We start from the raw sequence: 16,412 nt of genomic DNA on the forward strand, positions 1-16,412 counted from the left end.
GGGGGCATGGTGAACTCGACCCAGTTGGAATTGGCGATGCGCTGGTCGGGCGAGGTCGATCCGGCCATCGCCGAGCTCGTCGCCGGCTATCGACCGGTACCCGGCGTCCACGACGAACTCGTGGACGAGGCCGGTCGCATTCGTCCGCACTGGCTGTCGCTGCTCGCCCATCTCGGCCGTCACGGCCCCACCGACGTCGAAGCCCGCTTCGCCGGTGCCGACCGCTATCTGAGCGAGAGCGGCGTCGTCTACCGCGTCTACGAGGACGGGCAGAACTTCGACCGCCCCTGGCCGCTCGCCCATCTGCCGATCGTCCTCGACGCCGCCGACTGGGCCTGCCTCGCCCACGGCGTCGAGCAGCGCGCCCGCCTGTTCGAGGCGCTGATCGCCGACCTCATGGGTCCGGCCGATCTCGTCGCCTCCGGCGCCGTGCCCGCCGCACTGGTCGCCGGCAATCCCGAGTTCCTGCGGCCCGTCGCCGGCATCCGCCCCAAGGGCGGGCATTTCCTGCATCTCTATGCCGCCGACGTCACCCGCGCGCCCGACGGCCGCTGGTGGGTGCTCGCCGACCGTACCCAGGCGCCGTCGGGTGCCGGCTACGCCATCGAGAATCGCGTCGCCCTGTCGCGCGCCCTACCGGAGGCCTTCGAGGACATCGGCGTCGAGCGCCTCGGCCCGTTCTTCCAGGCGGTCCGCGTCGGCCTCGCCCAGGTCGCCGCCCGCGGCACCGAACCGCGCATCGCCCTGATGTCGCCGGGGCCCTGGTCCGAGACCTATTTCGAACACGCCTTCCTCGCCCGCTCGCTCGGCTTCCAGCTGGTCGAGGCGGGCGATCTCGTCGCCTCCGAGACCGGCGTCGCGGTGCGCACCGTCGCCGGTCTCGAGCCGATCGACGTGCTGGTGCGCCGCATCGACGCCGACTGGGCCGATCCGCTCGAGCTCAATCCCAATTCGCGCCTCGGCGTCCCCGGCCTCGTCGAGGCGGTGCGTGCCGGCCGCGTCGTCGTCAGCAACGCGCTCGGCACCGGGCTGGTCGAGGCGCCGGCGCTGACCGGCTACCTCCCCGCGCTGAGCCGCCGCCTCATCGGCGAGGAACTGGCGCTGCCCAACGTCGCGACGTGGTGGTGCGGCGAACCGGCGGCGCGCGACGCGGTGATCGCCGGCCTCGACGATCTGGTGCTCGCCCCCGCCTTCGGCCGTACCCTGCCCGGCATCCTCGACAGCGCCGGCGTGCTCGGCAAGAAGCTGACGCGCGCCGAGCGCGAGCGCTATGCCGCCAAGCTCGGCCGCCGCGGCATCGACTTCGTCGGCCGCGAGCCGCTGCGCCTCTCCACCGCGCCGGTGTGGGAGAAGGGCCGGCTGGTACCCCGCCCCTTCGCCGTTCGCGTCTTCGTCGCCCGCACAGCCGACGGCTGGTCGGTGATGCCCGGCGGCCTCGCCCGTTTCGCCGAACGCTCCGACGTCCGCCTCCTGTCGATGCAGCGCGGCGGCCGCTCCGGCGACGTCTGGGTGCTCGGCGCCCGTGGAGCCACGTCGAGCGAGGCGAAGCCCGAGGCCCGGTTGATGCCCGAGCCCGACAAGGTGGCGATCCGCCGCGACAACGGCATCCTGCCGTCGCGCGCCGCCGACAACCTGTTCTGGTTCGGCCGCTATCTCGAGCGCGCCGAACAGACCGCCCGCCTGCTGCGCGGCCTCGAGGGCCACGGCGACGACGGCGTCGTCGAGATCTCGCGCGATCTCCAGCGCCGCATCGCCCAGTTGCTCGACCAGGGCCTCGCCGTGCCCTCGACCGCCGGCAGCGCCCGCACGCTCGCCGAAGCCGCCGTCTGGTCGCCCCTGCCCGGCGCCGTCGGCCGCCTCGTCGCCGAGGCCCACCGCACCGCCTCGGTGGTGCGCGACCGCCTGTCGCCCGACGCCTGGCGCGCGCTCGCCGGCCTGCGCGACCGGCTCGACCGCGGTCTCGACGCCGCCGGACGGCCGTTGCAGGTCTTCGCCGAAGTCGACGGAACGCTCCGCACCATCGCAGCGATCGTCGGCCTCGCCCACGAGACCATGAACCGCCGCGAAGGCTGGCACTTCTTCGATCTCGGCCGCCGCATCGAGCGCGGCATCGGGCTGGCGCGGGCCGCCCGCGGCTTCTGCGACGAGAGTGCCGACACCGACGCGCTCGACATGCTGCTCGACCTCGCCGACGGCCGCGTCACCTACCGCACCCGCTATCTCGGCGGCACGGCGCGGCGCCCGGTGCTCGACCTCGTGCTGCTCGACGAGGCCAATCCGCGCGCCGTCGCCTATCAGGTCGCCCGCGTCCTCGATCATCTCGAGAGCCTCGCCGACCGACGCGAGGGCGATCTCCTGTCGCTCGAACTGAAGACCGCACGGCGGCTCGCCGCCGAACTCGAGACCGACGACGCCGGCCTCTTCGACGTCGCCCGCATCCGTCGCGTCGAAGGTGCGCTGATGGCGATCTCCGATGCCGTCGCCACCCGCTACTTCACGCAAGGCTCGCTCCTGCCGGCGACGGAGGAGGAGGCCTGATGCGTTTCGACGTCACCCACGTCACCGTCTACGACTGGGGCGGCCCGGTGCCGGTCGCCGACTGCCGCCTGCGCCTGACGCCGATCGAGCGGCGCGGTCAGCGCGTCCACGTCTCGCGTCTCGTCATCGATCCGCAGCCCGAACACGTCGTCGACGAGGTCGACTGGTTCGGCAATCACGTCACCCGCATTGCCTTCCGCGCGCCCCACTCGCGCCTGACGCTGCGCTCGACCGCGACGGTGACGACCCTGCCGCTCGCCCCCCTCGACGCGGCCGCCTCGGCCGCCTGGGAGACAGTCGCCGCCCGCGCCGCCCATTCGCGTTCGCTCAGCCCGGACGATCCGGTGCAGTTCGTCTTCCCCTCCCGCGCCGTGCCGCTGACCCCGGTGGTGACGCGCTGGACGATCGAGTGCTTCACCCCCGGCCGGCCGATCCTCGAAGCGGCGTTGGCGCTGACGCGACGCCTCCACGCGGAATTCCGCTACATGCCGGGCGTGACCGACGTGGCGACGCCGCTCGCCCGTGCCTTCGAGGAGCGCCGCGGCGTCTGCCAGGACTTCGCCCACGTGATGATCGCCGGCCTGCGCGGCCTCGGCCTGCCGGCGGCCTACGTCGGTGGCTATCTGCGCACCCTGCCGCCGCCGGGCAAGCCGCGGCTCGAGGGCGCCGACGCCATGCATGCCTGGGTCGAGGTGTGGTGTGGCGCCGAACTCGGCTGGATCGGCTTCGACCCGACCAACGCCGTCCTCGCCGGCGAGGACCACATCGTCGTCGCCTTCGGCCGCGACTATGTCGACGCCGCCCCGGTGATCGGCATCCTGTCGTCGAGCGGCGAGCAGGGCCTGTCGGTCGCCGTCGACGTCGTCGAGGCGAGAGACCCGGCGCTCGACGCCCTCTCCGTCCCCGCCCCACCGGCCTGAGACCGCGACACGACGCCGGCCTTCCCCATCCGCCAAGGCCCCCGCCGGGCCTCGTCGCCGACGCACGGCGCGCGCGCCATCACGTCAGCGGGAAGCCACGGATTCCGCTCTGGCGAGACGGCCGATTTCCGCTAATCTAATCGATACGATTCCGCATGCACCGGCCTGCCGCCGCAGAGACGCGGCCGCGACCGGCGGACATTTCGAGGAGGGTTACGATGACGGACGTATCTCGTTCCCATGCCACCGGCCTGTCGCCCACCGCGCCGCGCGTCCTCGACGTCGGCGCCGCCGACGTGATCGAGGCGCTGCGCCTCGGCTTCGCCGACTTCCGCGCCGCGCCCGGCTACGGGCTGTTCTTCGGCGGCATCTTCGCCTTCGGCGGCCTGTTTCTGACCTGGCTGACGGTCGGCGCCGGCCTCGGCTGGCTGACCTATCCGATGGCGACCGGTTTTGCCCTGCTCGGCCCCTTCGTCGCGGTCGGCTGCTACGAGGTGAGCCGCCGGCGCGAGGCGGGCCAGCCCCTCGACTTCGCCGCCGTCCTGACCGTGATGGGACGCCAGAGCGGCCGCGAGTTCGGCTGGATGGCCTTCGTCACGCTCTTCGTCTTCCTGCTCTGGATGTATCAGGTCCGGGTGCTGTTCATTCTGACGCTCGGCTTCGGCGGCTTCGCCACACTGGGCGAGTTCTTCCACGCCGTGACGTCGACACCGTCGGGCTGGCTCTTTCTCGGTCTCGTCCATCTCGACGGACTGGTCTTCGCGCTGGTCGCCTTCTCGCTGACCATCGTCGCCTTCCCGCTGCTGCTCGATCGGGAGGTGGACTTCGTCACCGCGATGATCACCTCGGTGCGCACGGTGATGCTCAACCCGCGGACCATGATCTCCTGGGGTGTGATCGTCGCCGCGACGCTGTTCCTGTCGATCCTGCCGGCCTTCCTCGGCCTGCTGGTGACGCTGCCGGTGCTCGGTCACGCCACCTGGCATCTCTATCGCCGCATCGTCCTGCCGCAGGGCGCGGCGTGAGCGGCGCGGCGTCGACCGTCTGAAGGGCGCCCCGGATCATCCCGGTCGGGCGCCCTTCGCACCTCAGGCGGGGCGCACCACGACCGGCGTGCCGATCGGCACCCGGCGATGGAGATCGATGACGTCCTGATTGAGCAGGCGGATGCAGCCCGACGAGACCGCCTTGCCGATGCTCGAGGCGTCGTTGTTGCCGTGGATGCGGTAGAGCGTGTCGCGATCGCCCTGGTAGAGGTAGAGCGCGCGGGCGCCGAGTGGGTTTTCCGGCCCGCCGGGCATGCCGGAGGCCCATTTGGCGGCCTCCTCGTCGCGCAGCGTCATCTCGCGCGGCGGCGTCCAGGTCGGCCATTCCGCCTTGCGCCGGATCGTCGCCCGCCCCGACCAGGCGAAGCCCTCGCGGCCGACGCCGACGCCGTAGCGGATCGCGTCACCGTCGTCGCGCACCAGATAGAGGTAGCGCTCGCCCGGATCGATGACGATCGTGCCGGGCTGTTCCGGCCCGCGCCAGCGCACCAGCGCGCGCAGGTAGGCCGGATCGACCTCGGAGAAATCGAGCGGATCGACCACGAAGCGGCCGTCGTCGATCTCGCCGTACATGGTGAGATACTGCGAAGGGATGTGGCCGCCGGTGCCGACCTCTGTGGCGCGGCGACGCACCCGCGTCTCGTAACCGTCGCTCTCGAAATCCCAGCGCTCGACGCGCGCCGAGGCGGCACAGCCGGCCAGCGCCAGAGGCAGACCGGCGATCAGAGCGCGTCGCGACCAGGTCTTGGCCGCGCCGCGCCCGCCTTCGCGGAAAATGTCTTCGAACATGAATCACCTCGACTGCGAACGGCCCCGACCATCACCACCCCACATGGAGATAGTGGGGCAGAGATGCGGCGAGGAAAGGTCCGCAGCACCGCTCGATCACGAAGCGGCGGCCTGTGGCCGAAATGCCGCGCCGTATCGCTCCGGGATGAACGCCCCGATGCGCCGATCGCTCCCTCGCGATCGCCGATCGTCTAGCGACGGCCGTAGGTCGAGAACTTCTCCGCCGCCGCCGCGATCTCGTCGTCGGTGAGGATCACCGGATCGCCGAGGAGCAGCGCCTGATGGTACTGGAAGGCGAGCGTCTCGAGCTCGACCGCCAGCCACAGCGCCCGCGCCATGGTCGGTGCCACGGTGATCGCGCCGTGATTGGCGAGGAGACAGCCGTTGCGCCCCTCGAGCGCGGCGAGTGCCGCCGCCGACAGTTCCGGCGTGCCGAAGGTCGCATAGTCCGAGCAGGGAATGGTCGAGCCGCCGAAGCCGGCGATCATGTAGTGGACCGCCGGGATCGGCCGCCGGCCGATGGCGAGAACGGTCGCGTAGGGCGAATGGGTGTGGACCACGGCGTTCGCTTCCGGCCGCGCGCGCAAGATGTCGCGGTGGAAGCGCCATTCCGACGACGGCGGTCGCGGCCCCTCCCATCCGCCGGTCTCGTCGGCGAGATCCATCTTCGCGACGAGATCGGCCGTCAGCTCCGCCGGCGGCACCGCCGAGGGCGTGATCAGCATGGCCTCGCCGAAGCGCAGCGAGACGTTGCCCGAGGTGCCGCGATTGAGCCCGGAGGTGCCGAGCTCGCACTTCGCCGCGACCACCGTCTCGCGCGCCGCGCGCTCGTCCGCGTTCACAGTCGTCCCGCCTCGATGATCCGCTGCAGGAAGGCGCGGGTGCGCTCGTCCTTCGGGTCGGAGAAGATCTCGCTCGGCGGACCCTCCTCGTGGACCACGCCGCCGTAGAGGAAGCAGACCTTGGAGGCCACTTCCTTGGCGAAGCCCATCTCGTGGGTGGCGAGCACCATGGTCATGCCCTCGTCGCGCAGGTCGCGGACGATGTCGAGCACTTCGGCGACGAGTTCGGGATCGAGCGCCGAGGTGATCTCGTCGAGCAGCATGACGATCGGGTCCATCGCCAGCGCACGGACGATCGCCACGCGCTGCTGCTGGCCGCCCGACAGCCGATCGGGGAATTCGTTCGCCTTGTGGTCGAGGCGAATGCGGGCGAGGAGCTCCATCGCCCGTTCCTTGGCCTCGGCACGGCTCTGGCCGAGCACCTTCACCGGCGCCGCGGTGATGTTGTCGAGGACGCTCATGTGCGGGAAGAGGTTGAACGACTGGAAGACGATGCCGACGTCGCGGCGCAGCGCGTCGACGTCGACGCCGGGGCCGGAGACGCGATCGCCGTGCAGCCGGATCTCACCGGAATCGATCGTCTCGAGCCCGTTGATGCAGCGCAGGAGCGTCGACTTGCCGCAACCCGAGGGGCCGATCAGGCAGACCACCTGATGCTCCTCGATGTCGAGCGTGATGCCGTTGAGAACGGGGACCACCCCGCCGTAGGACTTGCGGACGTCGCGGATCTCGACGAGTGCCATGGGTTTCTCCGTCCGTCCTCAGCTGCCGGCGCGCATGCGCTTCTGATCGCGCTCGATCAGCTTGTCGACGAGGCGGGCCTGCGGAATGGTGATGAGCACGAAGAGCACCGCGACCGTCGTCACCGACGACAGATTGAAGTGGTTCGAGGCGATGATCTTGGCCTGGTTGAAGGCGTCGACGGTGCCGATGACGCTGACCAGCGCCGTGTCCTTCTGCAGCGAGATGAAGTCGTTGAGCAGCGGCGGGATGATCCGGCGCACCGCCTGCGGCACGACGACGAAGCGCAGCGTCTGGGTGTGCGAGAAGCCGAGCGAGCGCGCCGCCGCGGTCTGCGACCAGTGCACGCTCTCGATGCCCGAGCGATAGACCTCGGAGACATAGGCGCCGTAGGTCAGCGTCAGCGCCAGGATGGCGAACATCGTCGGCGACATGTCGCGCAGGATCGGCAGGTCGGTCAGCGGCAGGCCGAAGCCGACCAGATAGATCGCGATGATCGCCGGCAGGCCCCGGAAGAGATCGACATAGGCCGTGGCGATCAGGCGCACCGGCGCGCCCGCCCGGCCCGGCGCCAGCCGCGCCACCGCGATGAGCAGGCCCCAGATCAGCACCAGGATCTCGGCGATCACGAAGATCTCGACGTTGATCCAGAAGGCGGCGCCGACGAGGTGGAAGGTCTCGAAGATCAGCGACAGATCGAAGAAGGTGCGCCCGACCGCGACCTCGTTGGCCACCAGAAAGAGGCCGAAGAACAGCACGATCGCCGCCGCCGCCGCATAGCCGATGGCGACCCAGGAATGTTCCCGCGCCGCCGCCGTCTCGGCTCGCGCCTCGGCGACGTCGGTCACCGCCAGACGGTCGGCCTTGACGGCCCCGAAGAAGCCCTGCAGCGCCGGCACGAAGACGACGAGGAAACCGGCCACCACCGCGAAGAGCCCGGCGGTCGCCCAGTCCGACTCCACGCCGATCGAGGCGAGCCCGTCGCGTACCGCGCCGGCGGTCAAGAGACCGCACGCGATCAGGCCGACGACGACGAGTATCGCCAGAAGCGCGATCCCCTTTGCCGATTTCGGCGGCGCCGGCGTCCACTTGCGGGTGGCGCGCGGCGCCCGGATTCGCGGCGGCTGCGATGCGTCGGGAGTGTCGTCCATGCTGCGTCTCGCTCGTGTCGGGACCGAGTGACCGCACGCCCGGCGGCGCCGGGCGCGAGGATCGGAAGGAGGGATCCGGTCGTGCGACCGGCGGCGAGTTTCCCCGCCGCCGTCCGCTTCAGCCGAGATCGGCTCGGAACATCAGGGCTTGAAATACGGGATCTTGGTCGGATCCGCACCCCAGGACGCGGCGAGATACTTCGCGGCGAGCTTCTTGGTGGTACCGTCGGCGATCAGAGCCTGCAGCGCCTTGTCGAGGGTCGCGGCGTTGGCCGAGCCCTTCGGGAAGAGCGCGCCGTACTTCTCGCCGGTCGAGTACTGGCCGACGACGACCATCTTGCCCTTGGATTCGGCGGCCTGGCCGAGCACGATCGCCGTGTCGGTCATGGCGACGTCGATCTGGTTGGCCATCAGCGCGGTGAACATCGCCGGGGTGTCCGGGAACACCTTGGCTTCGGTCTTCGGCTTCAGCGTCTCCTTGACGAAGTCGGTGCCGGTGGTGCCGGCCTGGACGCCGATGCGCAGGCCCTTCATGTCGCCGCTCTCGATCTTCTTGCCCTTCTTGGCCAGGACGCCGACGTCACTGTCGAAGTAGGGAACCGAGAACGAGACCACTTCCTTGCGCTTGTCGGTGATCGAGATCTGCGACAGGGCGATGTCGAAATCCTTGGTGTTGCCGGCGACGAGAGCGTCGAAGTCGACGTTCTTCAGCACCACCTTGTCGAGACCGACGCGCCACGCGATGTTGGCGGCGAGGCAATACTCGTAGCCGTCCTTGATGGCTTCCGGCGTGTCGCCGTTGTTCCAGCCCGGGGCCGGAAGATTGGTCTCGTAGGTCAGCTGGCCCGGAATGGCCGGCGTGATCGAGAACTCGCCCTTCTTGCCGGTCAGTTCGCAGTTGCCGATCTTGTCGGCGGCCGCGGCGGTGCCGACGAAGGCACCGAAGGCGACGAGAGCAATTCCGAGACGGACTTTCGACTTGGAAATCATGGGGATCTGCCTCTTGTGGCGAAAGGCGCGGAGGGCCGACGGGGTGCCGGTCCTTGGCCGCATGTTAACGCCGAAATCGCCGGATGGAACCGGAAAAAACAGCGATCGGAAGGTTGTTTCGGGGATGGATTTTCCTCGACACCGCCGCATCCCGCCCGCTCAGAGGCGGCGACGCTTCGCATCGGCCAAAATCTCGCGCGCCGCGTTGTGACCGGGCGCGCCCGTCACGCCGCCGCCCGGGTGGGTGCCCGACCCGCACATGTAGAGACCGGCGACCGGCGCGCGGTAATCGGCATGTCCCATCACCGGCCGCGCCGAGAACATCTGGTCGAGGCCGAGGGCGCCGTGGAAGATGTCGCCGCCGATCAGACCGAACTTGCGTTCGAGATCGAGCGGCGAATGGATCTGCCGCCCGACGACCGACGCCGCGAAGCCCGGCGCATGAGCGTCGACCGTGGCGATCATCAGATCGGCGACCTCCTCGCGCGCCTCGTCCCACGACCGGCCGTCCGGCAGCGTCGGCGCCACCTGCTGGCAGAACAGCGACGCGACGTGCGCGCCCTGCGGCGCCAGCGAGGAATCGAGCGTCGAGGGGATCAACATCTCGACGATCGGCGCCTTGGCCCAACCGTCGCGGCGAGCGTCGAAGAAGGCGTCCTCCATGTACTTCAGCGACGGCGCGATCACGATGCCGGCGGTGTGGTGGTCGGCGACCTCGCGGCCCGGCCGACACGTGAAGCTCGGCAGCTCGGAGAGCGCCACGTTCATGCGGAAGGTGCCCGATCCCGACTTCCACGAGGCAATGCGGTCGCGGAAGTCGTCCGGCAGCGTCGCCGGGTCGAGCAGCTTCTCGAAGGTGAGCTTCGGGTGCAGGTTGGAGACCACCGCGCGGGCGCGGATCGTCTCGCCCGCCTCCGTCACCACGCCGACGGCGCGGCCCTTCTCGACCAGGATCTCGGCGACGCCCGCCTCCGTCCGGATCTCGACGCCGCGCGCACGCGCCGACGACGCCATGGCCTGCGTGATCGCGCCCATGCCGCCGATCGCGTGACCCCAGACGCCGCGGTTGCCGTTCACCTCGCCGAAGCAGTGGTGCAGCAGCACATAGGCCGAACCCGCCGCATAGGGGCTGGCATAGTTGCCGACGATGCCGTCGAAGCCGTAGATCGCCTTGATCGGATCGCTCTCGAACCACTGGTCGAGGAAGTCGCCGGCCGAACGGGTGAAGATCTCGAGCAGGTCGCGCTGGCCCGAGAGATCCAGCCGGCGGAAGCGGTTGCCGACCTTGCCGGCGACCAGCATCTGCCCGAGCGTCTCGATCAGCCCACGTCCCGTCGTCACGTTGGGCGGCGTCTCCAGCACCAGATCGCGCAGCACGTCGGCCATCCGCTCCAGCCGGTCGCCGTAAGCGTCGAGCCGCTCGGCGTCGCGCGCCGAGAAGGTCGCGACCGACGCCTTGGTCCGGCCGGGGCCGATCTCCAACGCCCGCCCGTCGGGCAGCGGCAGGAAGTTCGACATCCGCCGCTCGACCACCTCGAGCCCGTGCTTCGCCAGCTCGAGATCGCGGATCACCTTCGGATTGAGCAGCGACACCGTGTAGGCGGCGGCGGAGTTGCGGAAGCCCGGATGGAACTCCTCGGTGACGGCACAGCCGCCGACGACGTCGCGTCGCTCGAGCACCAACACCTTCAACCCGCCGGCCGCCAGATAGCCCGCCGTCGTCAGCCCGTTGTGGCCCGCTCCGATCACGATGACGTCGTGCATGCTTCCCGCCCTCTCGCGCCCTCGGCCCCCGCCGAAATCCGTGTGATACGGTCGTCAAAGAGCTTTCGTCGTCAAGCGGGATTTTGCGGAGATGTTGCCCGATCTCGAGGCAGAGCCGAAACGAGGCACTCGACACACCGCGGACGGCCGTAGTGCCGCCGCCGTTTGCAACGCGGCGCCGTGGGACGAAGGGTCGCGCCACGATGCGCGGCGCTCCCACCCTCCCATCAGGGGAGGGGGAAGCGGCGGCGACGCCAGGAGTTCCATCGAAGGGCCGGAAGCCGCTTGCCCCTCACCCACCCGCGCGGCGGCTGCCCGGCTGGTGGCGCGGCAGGCGCAGTTGGAACACCGCACCCTTGACCGGCCCGTTCGCCGCCGAGAGCGAGCCGCCGTGCTCGCGGGCGATGGCGTAGGAGATCCAGAGCCCCAGACCCGTCCCCTCGCCCACCACCTTGGTGGTGAAGAAGGGCTCGAAGATCTTGTCGGCTACGCCGTCGGCGATGCCGGCGCCGTTGTCGGCGACCTCGATCACCACGTCGTCGCCTTGGGCGTGCATCGCGATCGTCACGTGCGGCTCGGGCACCGCCTTGACCGCGTCGAGCGCGTTGTCGACCAGATTGACCAGCACCTGGTGGATCTTGCCCTCTTCGCCCTCGACCGTCAGGCCGGGTTCGAGATCGGTCTCGAGCTTGGCCGGGACGTTCTTCGCCCGCATCGCCCATTGCGCCGCCGTGCCGATCAGTTTGGCGAGATCGACGTTGGCATTCTCGCTCGCCCGCGAGAAGGAAAGCCGGCGAAGGTTCTTGACGATCTCGGAAATGCGCATGGCGCCTTCGAGCGTACCCTCGATCAGTGGCGCGAGGTCGGCGAGGATGGCGCCGACCCTGCTCTCCCGCTTCAGCCGGTCGACTGCGGCCCGCGGCGCCTCTTCTTCCAGCGCGCCGATGTAGCGCTCCAGGCTCTTGCGATAGCGCTCGAGCGTGTGGATGTTGCCGTAGACGAAGGAGATCGGGTTGTTGAGCTCGTGGGCGACGCCGGCGACGAGGCGGCCGAGGCTCGCCATCTTCTCCTGCTCGATCAGCTTGCGCTGCGCCTTCTGCAGCTCCATGTGCGCCTTGTGCAGCGCCTCGTAGGCGCGGCGCAGCTCGCCGATCGGCCGCCCGGTCAAGACCGCGCCGACCCGGTGACCGTTGTGGTCGAAACGGGCCGAGACGTTGATCGCCATCAGGTCGGAGGCGCCCTCGGCGGTCAGGAACGACAGCTCGAGCTCGCGCACCTCGCCCTCGACGCCCGACAGCAGCGCGTTGCGCGCCTTGGCCCGGTCGCCCTCGACGACGAGATCGCCGAGCCGTTCGCCGAGCACCGCCTCGAGCGGCCGGGCGATGATGCGCGAGAAAGCGGGATTGGCCTTCACCACCGCGCCGCGCTCGTCGACCACCACCAGAATGTCGGAGACCGAGGCGATCACCGAGGAGATGAAGCCCTCGGCCGCTTCCAACTCGGCGTTCTTGGTCTCGAGATCCGCCTCGTAGCGCAGGAGATCCGAGTAGACCGCGTCCATCTTGGCGATGACGTCGATCCACATCTCCTCACCGGCGCCGTCGAGCCCGGCCCCGCCTTCGTCGAAGACATGGGCCATCAGGTTCGCCGGCCGCGGCCGCAGATCAGTCTCGCTCGTCGTCATCGAGGTCTCGTCTCAGATCGTAGCGGTGGATCTTCGCCCGGAGACCGACGCGCGACAATCCGAGTTCGGCGGCGACCCGCGAGATGTTGCCGTTCAACCGATCGAGCGCCTCGGAGATCACCTCGCGTTCCAACGATTCGACCCGCTCCTTGAGCTGCGGCCGCGGACCGGAAGCGTCGACCACGCGCACCGGCCGCCCGGCATGGGCGATGCGCGGCGACAGGAGATCGATCCCGAGCGCGCCGTCGCGGTCGGACAGCGCCACCATGCGCTGGATCTCGTTGGCGAGTTCGCGGACGTTGCCCGGCCACTCGTAACGCGTCATCGCCGCCAGCGTCTCGCTGGTGAAGCCCGACACGTCGCGCTTGAAGGCGCGATTGACGTCGCCGAGGATGCGCGCCGCGATCGCCGGCACGTCCATGGCGCGTTCGGCGAGCGACGGCAGATGGATCGGGAAGGCCGCCAGCCGGTAGAACAGGTCGCGGCGGAAGCGCCCGGCGTCGACCTCGCCCATCAGGTTGCGGTTGGTCGCCGCGATGACGCGGACGTCGACCTTCCGCGGCCGCTGCGCGCCGAGCGGACGGATCTCGCCCTCCTGCAGCACGCGCAGCAGCTTCACCTGGAAAGCCGGCGAGGTCTCGCCGATCTCGTCGAGGAAGATGGTGCCGCCGTCGGCCACTTCGAACAGGCCGATGCGGTCCTGATAGGCGCCGGTGAAGGCGCCCTTCTTGCAGCCGAAGAGCTCGCTCTCGAGCAGATCGTCCGGCAGTGCACCGCAGTTCTCGACGACGAAGGGCTGATCGGCCCGGCCCGAGCCGTTGTGGATCGCCCGCGCCAGCAGTTCCTTGCCGGTGCCCGAGGCGCCGGTGATCAGCACCGAGATGTCGTAGTCGGTCGCCCGCTTGGCCAGCGCGATGGCATGGGCCACCGGGCTCGCCGGCTCGTGGACGATCTTGTCGAAGTCGCCGAGCCGTCGCTGCGCCCGCCGCAGATCACCGACCACCGAGGTCAGCCGCTTCGGCGAGGGCTTCGCCTCCACCGCCCCGGCGCCGCCGGCCTCGCGCTGCGCCCAATAGAGCCGCGAGGCCTCGCGCACCGTGTCGATCAGCCGATCGGGGTGCCAGGGCTTGGTGATGTAGTGATAGATCCCCGCCTCGTTGACGCCGGCGATGATATCTTCACTGTCGGTGTAGCCCGAGATGATCATGCGGATCGGGTCGGGCCACTGGTCGCGGACGCGCTTCAGGAAGTCGACGCCGTTCTCGCCCGGCATGCGCTGATCGCACAGGATGACCTGCACCATCTCGCCGGCCAGCACGTCCTCGGCCTCCGCCGCCCCGCGCACGGAGATGACCTCGAACTCCTCCGCCAGCACGCGGCGGATCGCCTCGAGGCTGCGGATCTCGTCGTCGATGACGAGCACCGTGGCATTGCCCGGCATCACTGTTCCCCCGATTGGACCACGATCGTTCCCCTCGATCGGCATCAGCAGATGCGCGGCAGTTGCTCGCCCGACAGCCAGTCGACGATGCGACCGCCGCCGAACGACGTCGTCATCTGCACGAAGAACTGATCGTCTTCGATCACCTCGCCGACGATCGCTGCTTCCGCCCCCAGCGGATGCGCGCGCATCGCCGCCAGCACGGCCTCGGCCCCCTCCGGCGCGACGACCGCGATGAGCTTGCCCTCGTTGGCGACGTTCAAGGGATCGAGACCGAGGAACTCGCAGGCAGCATGGACCTCCGGCTTCACCGGCACGTCGTCTTCCTCGATGCGGATGCCGACCCGAGACTGGTGGGCGATCTCGTTGAGGGTGGCTGCGAGCCCTCCGCGCGTCGGATCGCGCAGCAGGCGCAGATGCGGCGCCCCCGCCTCGATCATCGCCGCGACCAGCCCATGGAGGGCGGCCGAATCCGAGACGATCGCGGTGTCGAAGGTCAGGTTTTCGCGGCTCGACATGATGGCGACGCCGTGATCGCCGATCGAGCCGGAGACGATCACCCTGTCGCCCGGCCGCGCCCGGTCGCCCGACAGCTCGACGCCCGCCGCCACCACGCCGATGCCGGCGGTGGAGATGAAGACGCCGTCGGCCTTGCCGCGCTCGACCACCTTGGTGTCGCCGGTGACGATCGGCACGCCGGCTTCGCGCGCCGCCTCGCCCATCGTGTCGGCGATCCGCTTCAGATCCGCCAGCGGGAAGCCCTCTTCGATGATGAAGGAGGCCGACAGCGCCACCGGTCGCGCGCCGCCCATGGCGACGTCGTTGATCGTGCCGTGCACCGCCAGCGAGCCGATGTTGCCGCCGGGGAAGAACAGCGGCGACACGACGTAGCCGTCGGTGGTCATCACCATCTTCTCACCGGGGCCGGCGGGCGTCGGGAAGGTCGCCTGATCGTTGCCCTGGTCGAGCAGCGGATTGGAAAAGGCCTCGTGGAAGATCTCGGAGATCAGCTGCGCCATGGCCCGGCCGCCCGAGCCGTGCGAGAGGTCGACGCGGCCGTTCTTGAGATCCATCTTGCGATGACGCACGCGGGGATTGGAGATCTCGTTCACGAGGCTTTCCTTTCAGCCTGCTTCGCCTTCACCCGGAAGCGGCCATAGGTCCAGTGCGCCGCGCAGGCGCCTTCCGACGACACCATGCAGGAGCCCATCGGCGTCTCGGGCGTGCAGACCGTGCCGAAGAGCCTGCAGTCGGCCGGCTCCTTGGCGCCGATCAGGATGGTGCCGCATTCGCAGGCCGGATTGTCCGAGGCCTCGATGCGCTTCACCGCGAAACGCTTCTCGGCATCGAACTCGGCCCATTCGTCGCGCAGCTTCAGCGCCGAGTTCGGGATCGAGCCGAGACCGCGCCATTCGAAGGCGTCGCGCAGATCGAAGACTTCCGCGACCAGCGCCTGCGCCGCCCGGTTGCCCTCGCGGGTGACGGCGCGGATGTACTGGTTCTCGACCTCGTTGCGGCCCTCGTTCATCTGACGCACCAGCATCAGCACCGACTGCATCACGTCGAGCGGCTCGAAGCCGGAAACGACGATGCGCTGGCCGTATTCCTCGACGAACGTGTCGTAGGGCTCGAGGCCGATCACCGCCGAGACGTGGGACGGCCCCAGGAAGCCCTGGATCTTCACCGGCGAATGACCGTCGATCTCCGGCGCATCGAGGATGGCGCGAATGGCCGACGGCGTCAGCACGTGGTTGACGAAACAGGTGAAGTTGGTCAGCCCCTTCTTCCGCGCCAGCTTCACAGCCATGGCGGTCGGCGGCGTCGTCGTCTCGAAGCCGATGGCGAAGAACACGACCTGACGGTTCGGGTTCTCCTCGGCGATGCGCACCGCGTCGAGGGTCGAATAGACCATGCGGATGTCGCTGCCCGCCGCCTTCGCCTTGATCAGCGACGTGCCCTTGGAACCCGGCACGCGCATCAGGTCGGCGTAGGTGAGGAGCGTCACCTCCGGGTTCTTGGCGAGTTCGATCGCCTCGTCGATCCGGCCGATCGGCAGCACGCAGACCGGGCAGCCCGGACCGTGGATCATCCTGACGTTCTTCGGCAGCAGATCCTCGAGCCCGTAGCGCGAGATCGCATGGGTGTGGCCACCGCAGAACTCCATGAAGGCGTAGGAGCGGGCCGGATCGGCCTCGGCCGCGATGGTCGCGGCGACCGCGCGGGCGAGTTTGCCGTCGCGATATTCGTCGACGTATTTCATTGCACCGCTCCCTTCGCCAAGGCGCCGGCCTCGGCGAGGAGACGCAGCGTCTCGGCTGCTTCCTCCGCGTCGATCTTGGCGAGCGCGTAGCCGACATGGACGATCACGTAGTCGCCGGGCGTCACGCCCTCGACCATCGCGACCGAGATTTCCTTGGTGACGCCGTCGAGATTGACGCGCGCCATGTCGTCGGGAAGCAGTTCACTCACGAGAGCGGGGATGGCGAGACACATGGTGTCGGCTCCT

General features: G+C 69.4%; 14 protein-coding genes. 3 read left to right on the forward strand and 11 right to left on the reverse strand.

The window, feature by feature from the left end:
* The first annotated feature begins 6 nt into the window (after positions 1-6).
* The 3 genes from ACT53U_RS14050 (at position 7) to ACT53U_RS14060 (ending at position 4,483) form a co-directional block, all read left to right on the forward strand.
* Complete coding sequence (locus ACT53U_RS14050; protein WP_476156050.1) at positions 7-2,538, forward strand: circularly permuted type 2 ATP-grasp protein; 2,532 nt, start codon at positions 7-9, stop codon at positions 2,536-2,538.
* Positions 2,538-3,458 carry a transglutaminase family protein gene (locus ACT53U_RS14055; RefSeq protein WP_476156052.1) on the forward strand — a complete coding sequence of 307 codons (921 nt, stop codon included), beginning with the start codon at positions 2,538-2,540 and terminating at the stop codon, positions 3,456-3,458. Before ACT53U_RS14050 ends, ACT53U_RS14055 begins: the two co-directional genes overlap by 1 nt.
* Before the next feature lie 218 nt (positions 3,459-3,676).
* Positions 3,677-4,483, forward strand: coding sequence for a DUF2189 domain-containing protein (locus ACT53U_RS14060; protein ID WP_476156054.1), 807 nt, complete (start codon positions 3,677-3,679; stop codon positions 4,481-4,483).
* A 63-nt stretch (positions 4,484-4,546) separates the two neighbouring features.
* Here ACT53U_RS14060 and ACT53U_RS14065 read toward each other — a convergent pair whose 3' ends face one another.
* The 11 genes from ACT53U_RS14065 to ACT53U_RS14115 all read right to left on the reverse strand — a co-directional run bounded on the left by ACT53U_RS14065 (position 4,547) and on the right by ACT53U_RS14115 (position 16,399).
* A complete protein-coding gene (locus tag ACT53U_RS14065) occupies positions 4,547-5,293 on the reverse strand; it encodes a L,D-transpeptidase (RefSeq protein ID WP_476156056.1) in 747 nt (248 codons plus the stop codon).
* 191 nt (positions 5,294-5,484) lie between these two features.
* Positions 5,485-6,135, reverse strand: coding sequence for a class II aldolase/adducin family protein (locus tag ACT53U_RS14070; RefSeq protein ID WP_476156057.1), 651 nt, complete (start codon positions 6,133-6,135; stop codon positions 5,485-5,487).
* On the reverse strand, positions 6,132-6,878 hold the full coding sequence (locus ACT53U_RS14075; RefSeq protein ID WP_476156059.1) for an amino acid ABC transporter ATP-binding protein: 747 nt from the start codon (positions 6,876-6,878) through the stop codon (positions 6,132-6,134). Before ACT53U_RS14075 ends, ACT53U_RS14070 begins: the two co-directional genes overlap by 4 nt.
* Before the next feature lie 18 nt (positions 6,879-6,896).
* The gene (locus ACT53U_RS14080) at positions 6,897-8,027 is read right to left on the reverse strand and encodes an amino acid ABC transporter permease (protein ID WP_476156061.1); all 1,131 of its coding nucleotides are present in this window, start codon (positions 8,025-8,027) and stop codon (positions 6,897-6,899) included.
* 141 nt (positions 8,028-8,168) lie between these two features.
* On the reverse strand, positions 8,169-9,017 hold the full coding sequence (locus ACT53U_RS14085; protein WP_476156063.1) for an ABC transporter substrate-binding protein: 849 nt from the start codon (positions 9,015-9,017) through the stop codon (positions 8,169-8,171).
* A 159-nt stretch (positions 9,018-9,176) separates the two neighbouring features.
* On the reverse strand, positions 9,177-10,781 hold the full coding sequence (locus ACT53U_RS14090) for a phytoene desaturase family protein (protein WP_476156065.1): 1,605 nt from the start codon (positions 10,779-10,781) through the stop codon (positions 9,177-9,179).
* Between the two features lie 292 nt (positions 10,782-11,073).
* On the reverse strand, positions 11,074-12,465 hold the full coding sequence (locus tag ACT53U_RS14095) for a sensor histidine kinase (protein WP_476156067.1): 1,392 nt from the start codon (positions 12,463-12,465) through the stop codon (positions 11,074-11,076).
* Positions 12,446-13,906 carry a sigma-54-dependent transcriptional regulator gene (locus tag ACT53U_RS14100; RefSeq protein ID WP_476156068.1) on the reverse strand — a complete coding sequence of 487 codons (1,461 nt, stop codon included), beginning with the start codon at positions 13,904-13,906 and terminating at the stop codon, positions 12,446-12,448. Before ACT53U_RS14100 ends, ACT53U_RS14095 begins: the two co-directional genes overlap by 20 nt.
* Positions 13,907-13,950: 44 nt before the next feature.
* Entirely contained in the window at positions 13,951-14,979 is a 1,029-nt protein-coding gene (gene hypE / locus ACT53U_RS14105) for a hydrogenase expression/formation protein HypE (protein WP_476156366.1), read from the reverse strand.
* A 35-nt stretch (positions 14,980-15,014) separates the two neighbouring features.
* On the reverse strand, positions 15,015-16,166 hold the full coding sequence (gene hypD, locus ACT53U_RS14110; RefSeq protein WP_476156070.1) for a hydrogenase formation protein HypD: 1,152 nt from the start codon (positions 16,164-16,166) through the stop codon (positions 15,015-15,017).
* Positions 16,163-16,399 carry a HypC/HybG/HupF family hydrogenase formation chaperone gene (locus ACT53U_RS14115; protein WP_476156072.1) on the reverse strand — a complete coding sequence of 79 codons (237 nt, stop codon included), beginning with the start codon at positions 16,397-16,399 and terminating at the stop codon, positions 16,163-16,165. Before ACT53U_RS14115 ends, hypD begins: the two co-directional genes overlap by 4 nt.
* Positions 16,400-16,412: the final 13 nt, after the last annotated feature.

Source organism: Pinisolibacter sp. DMC19, assembly GCF_056313985.1.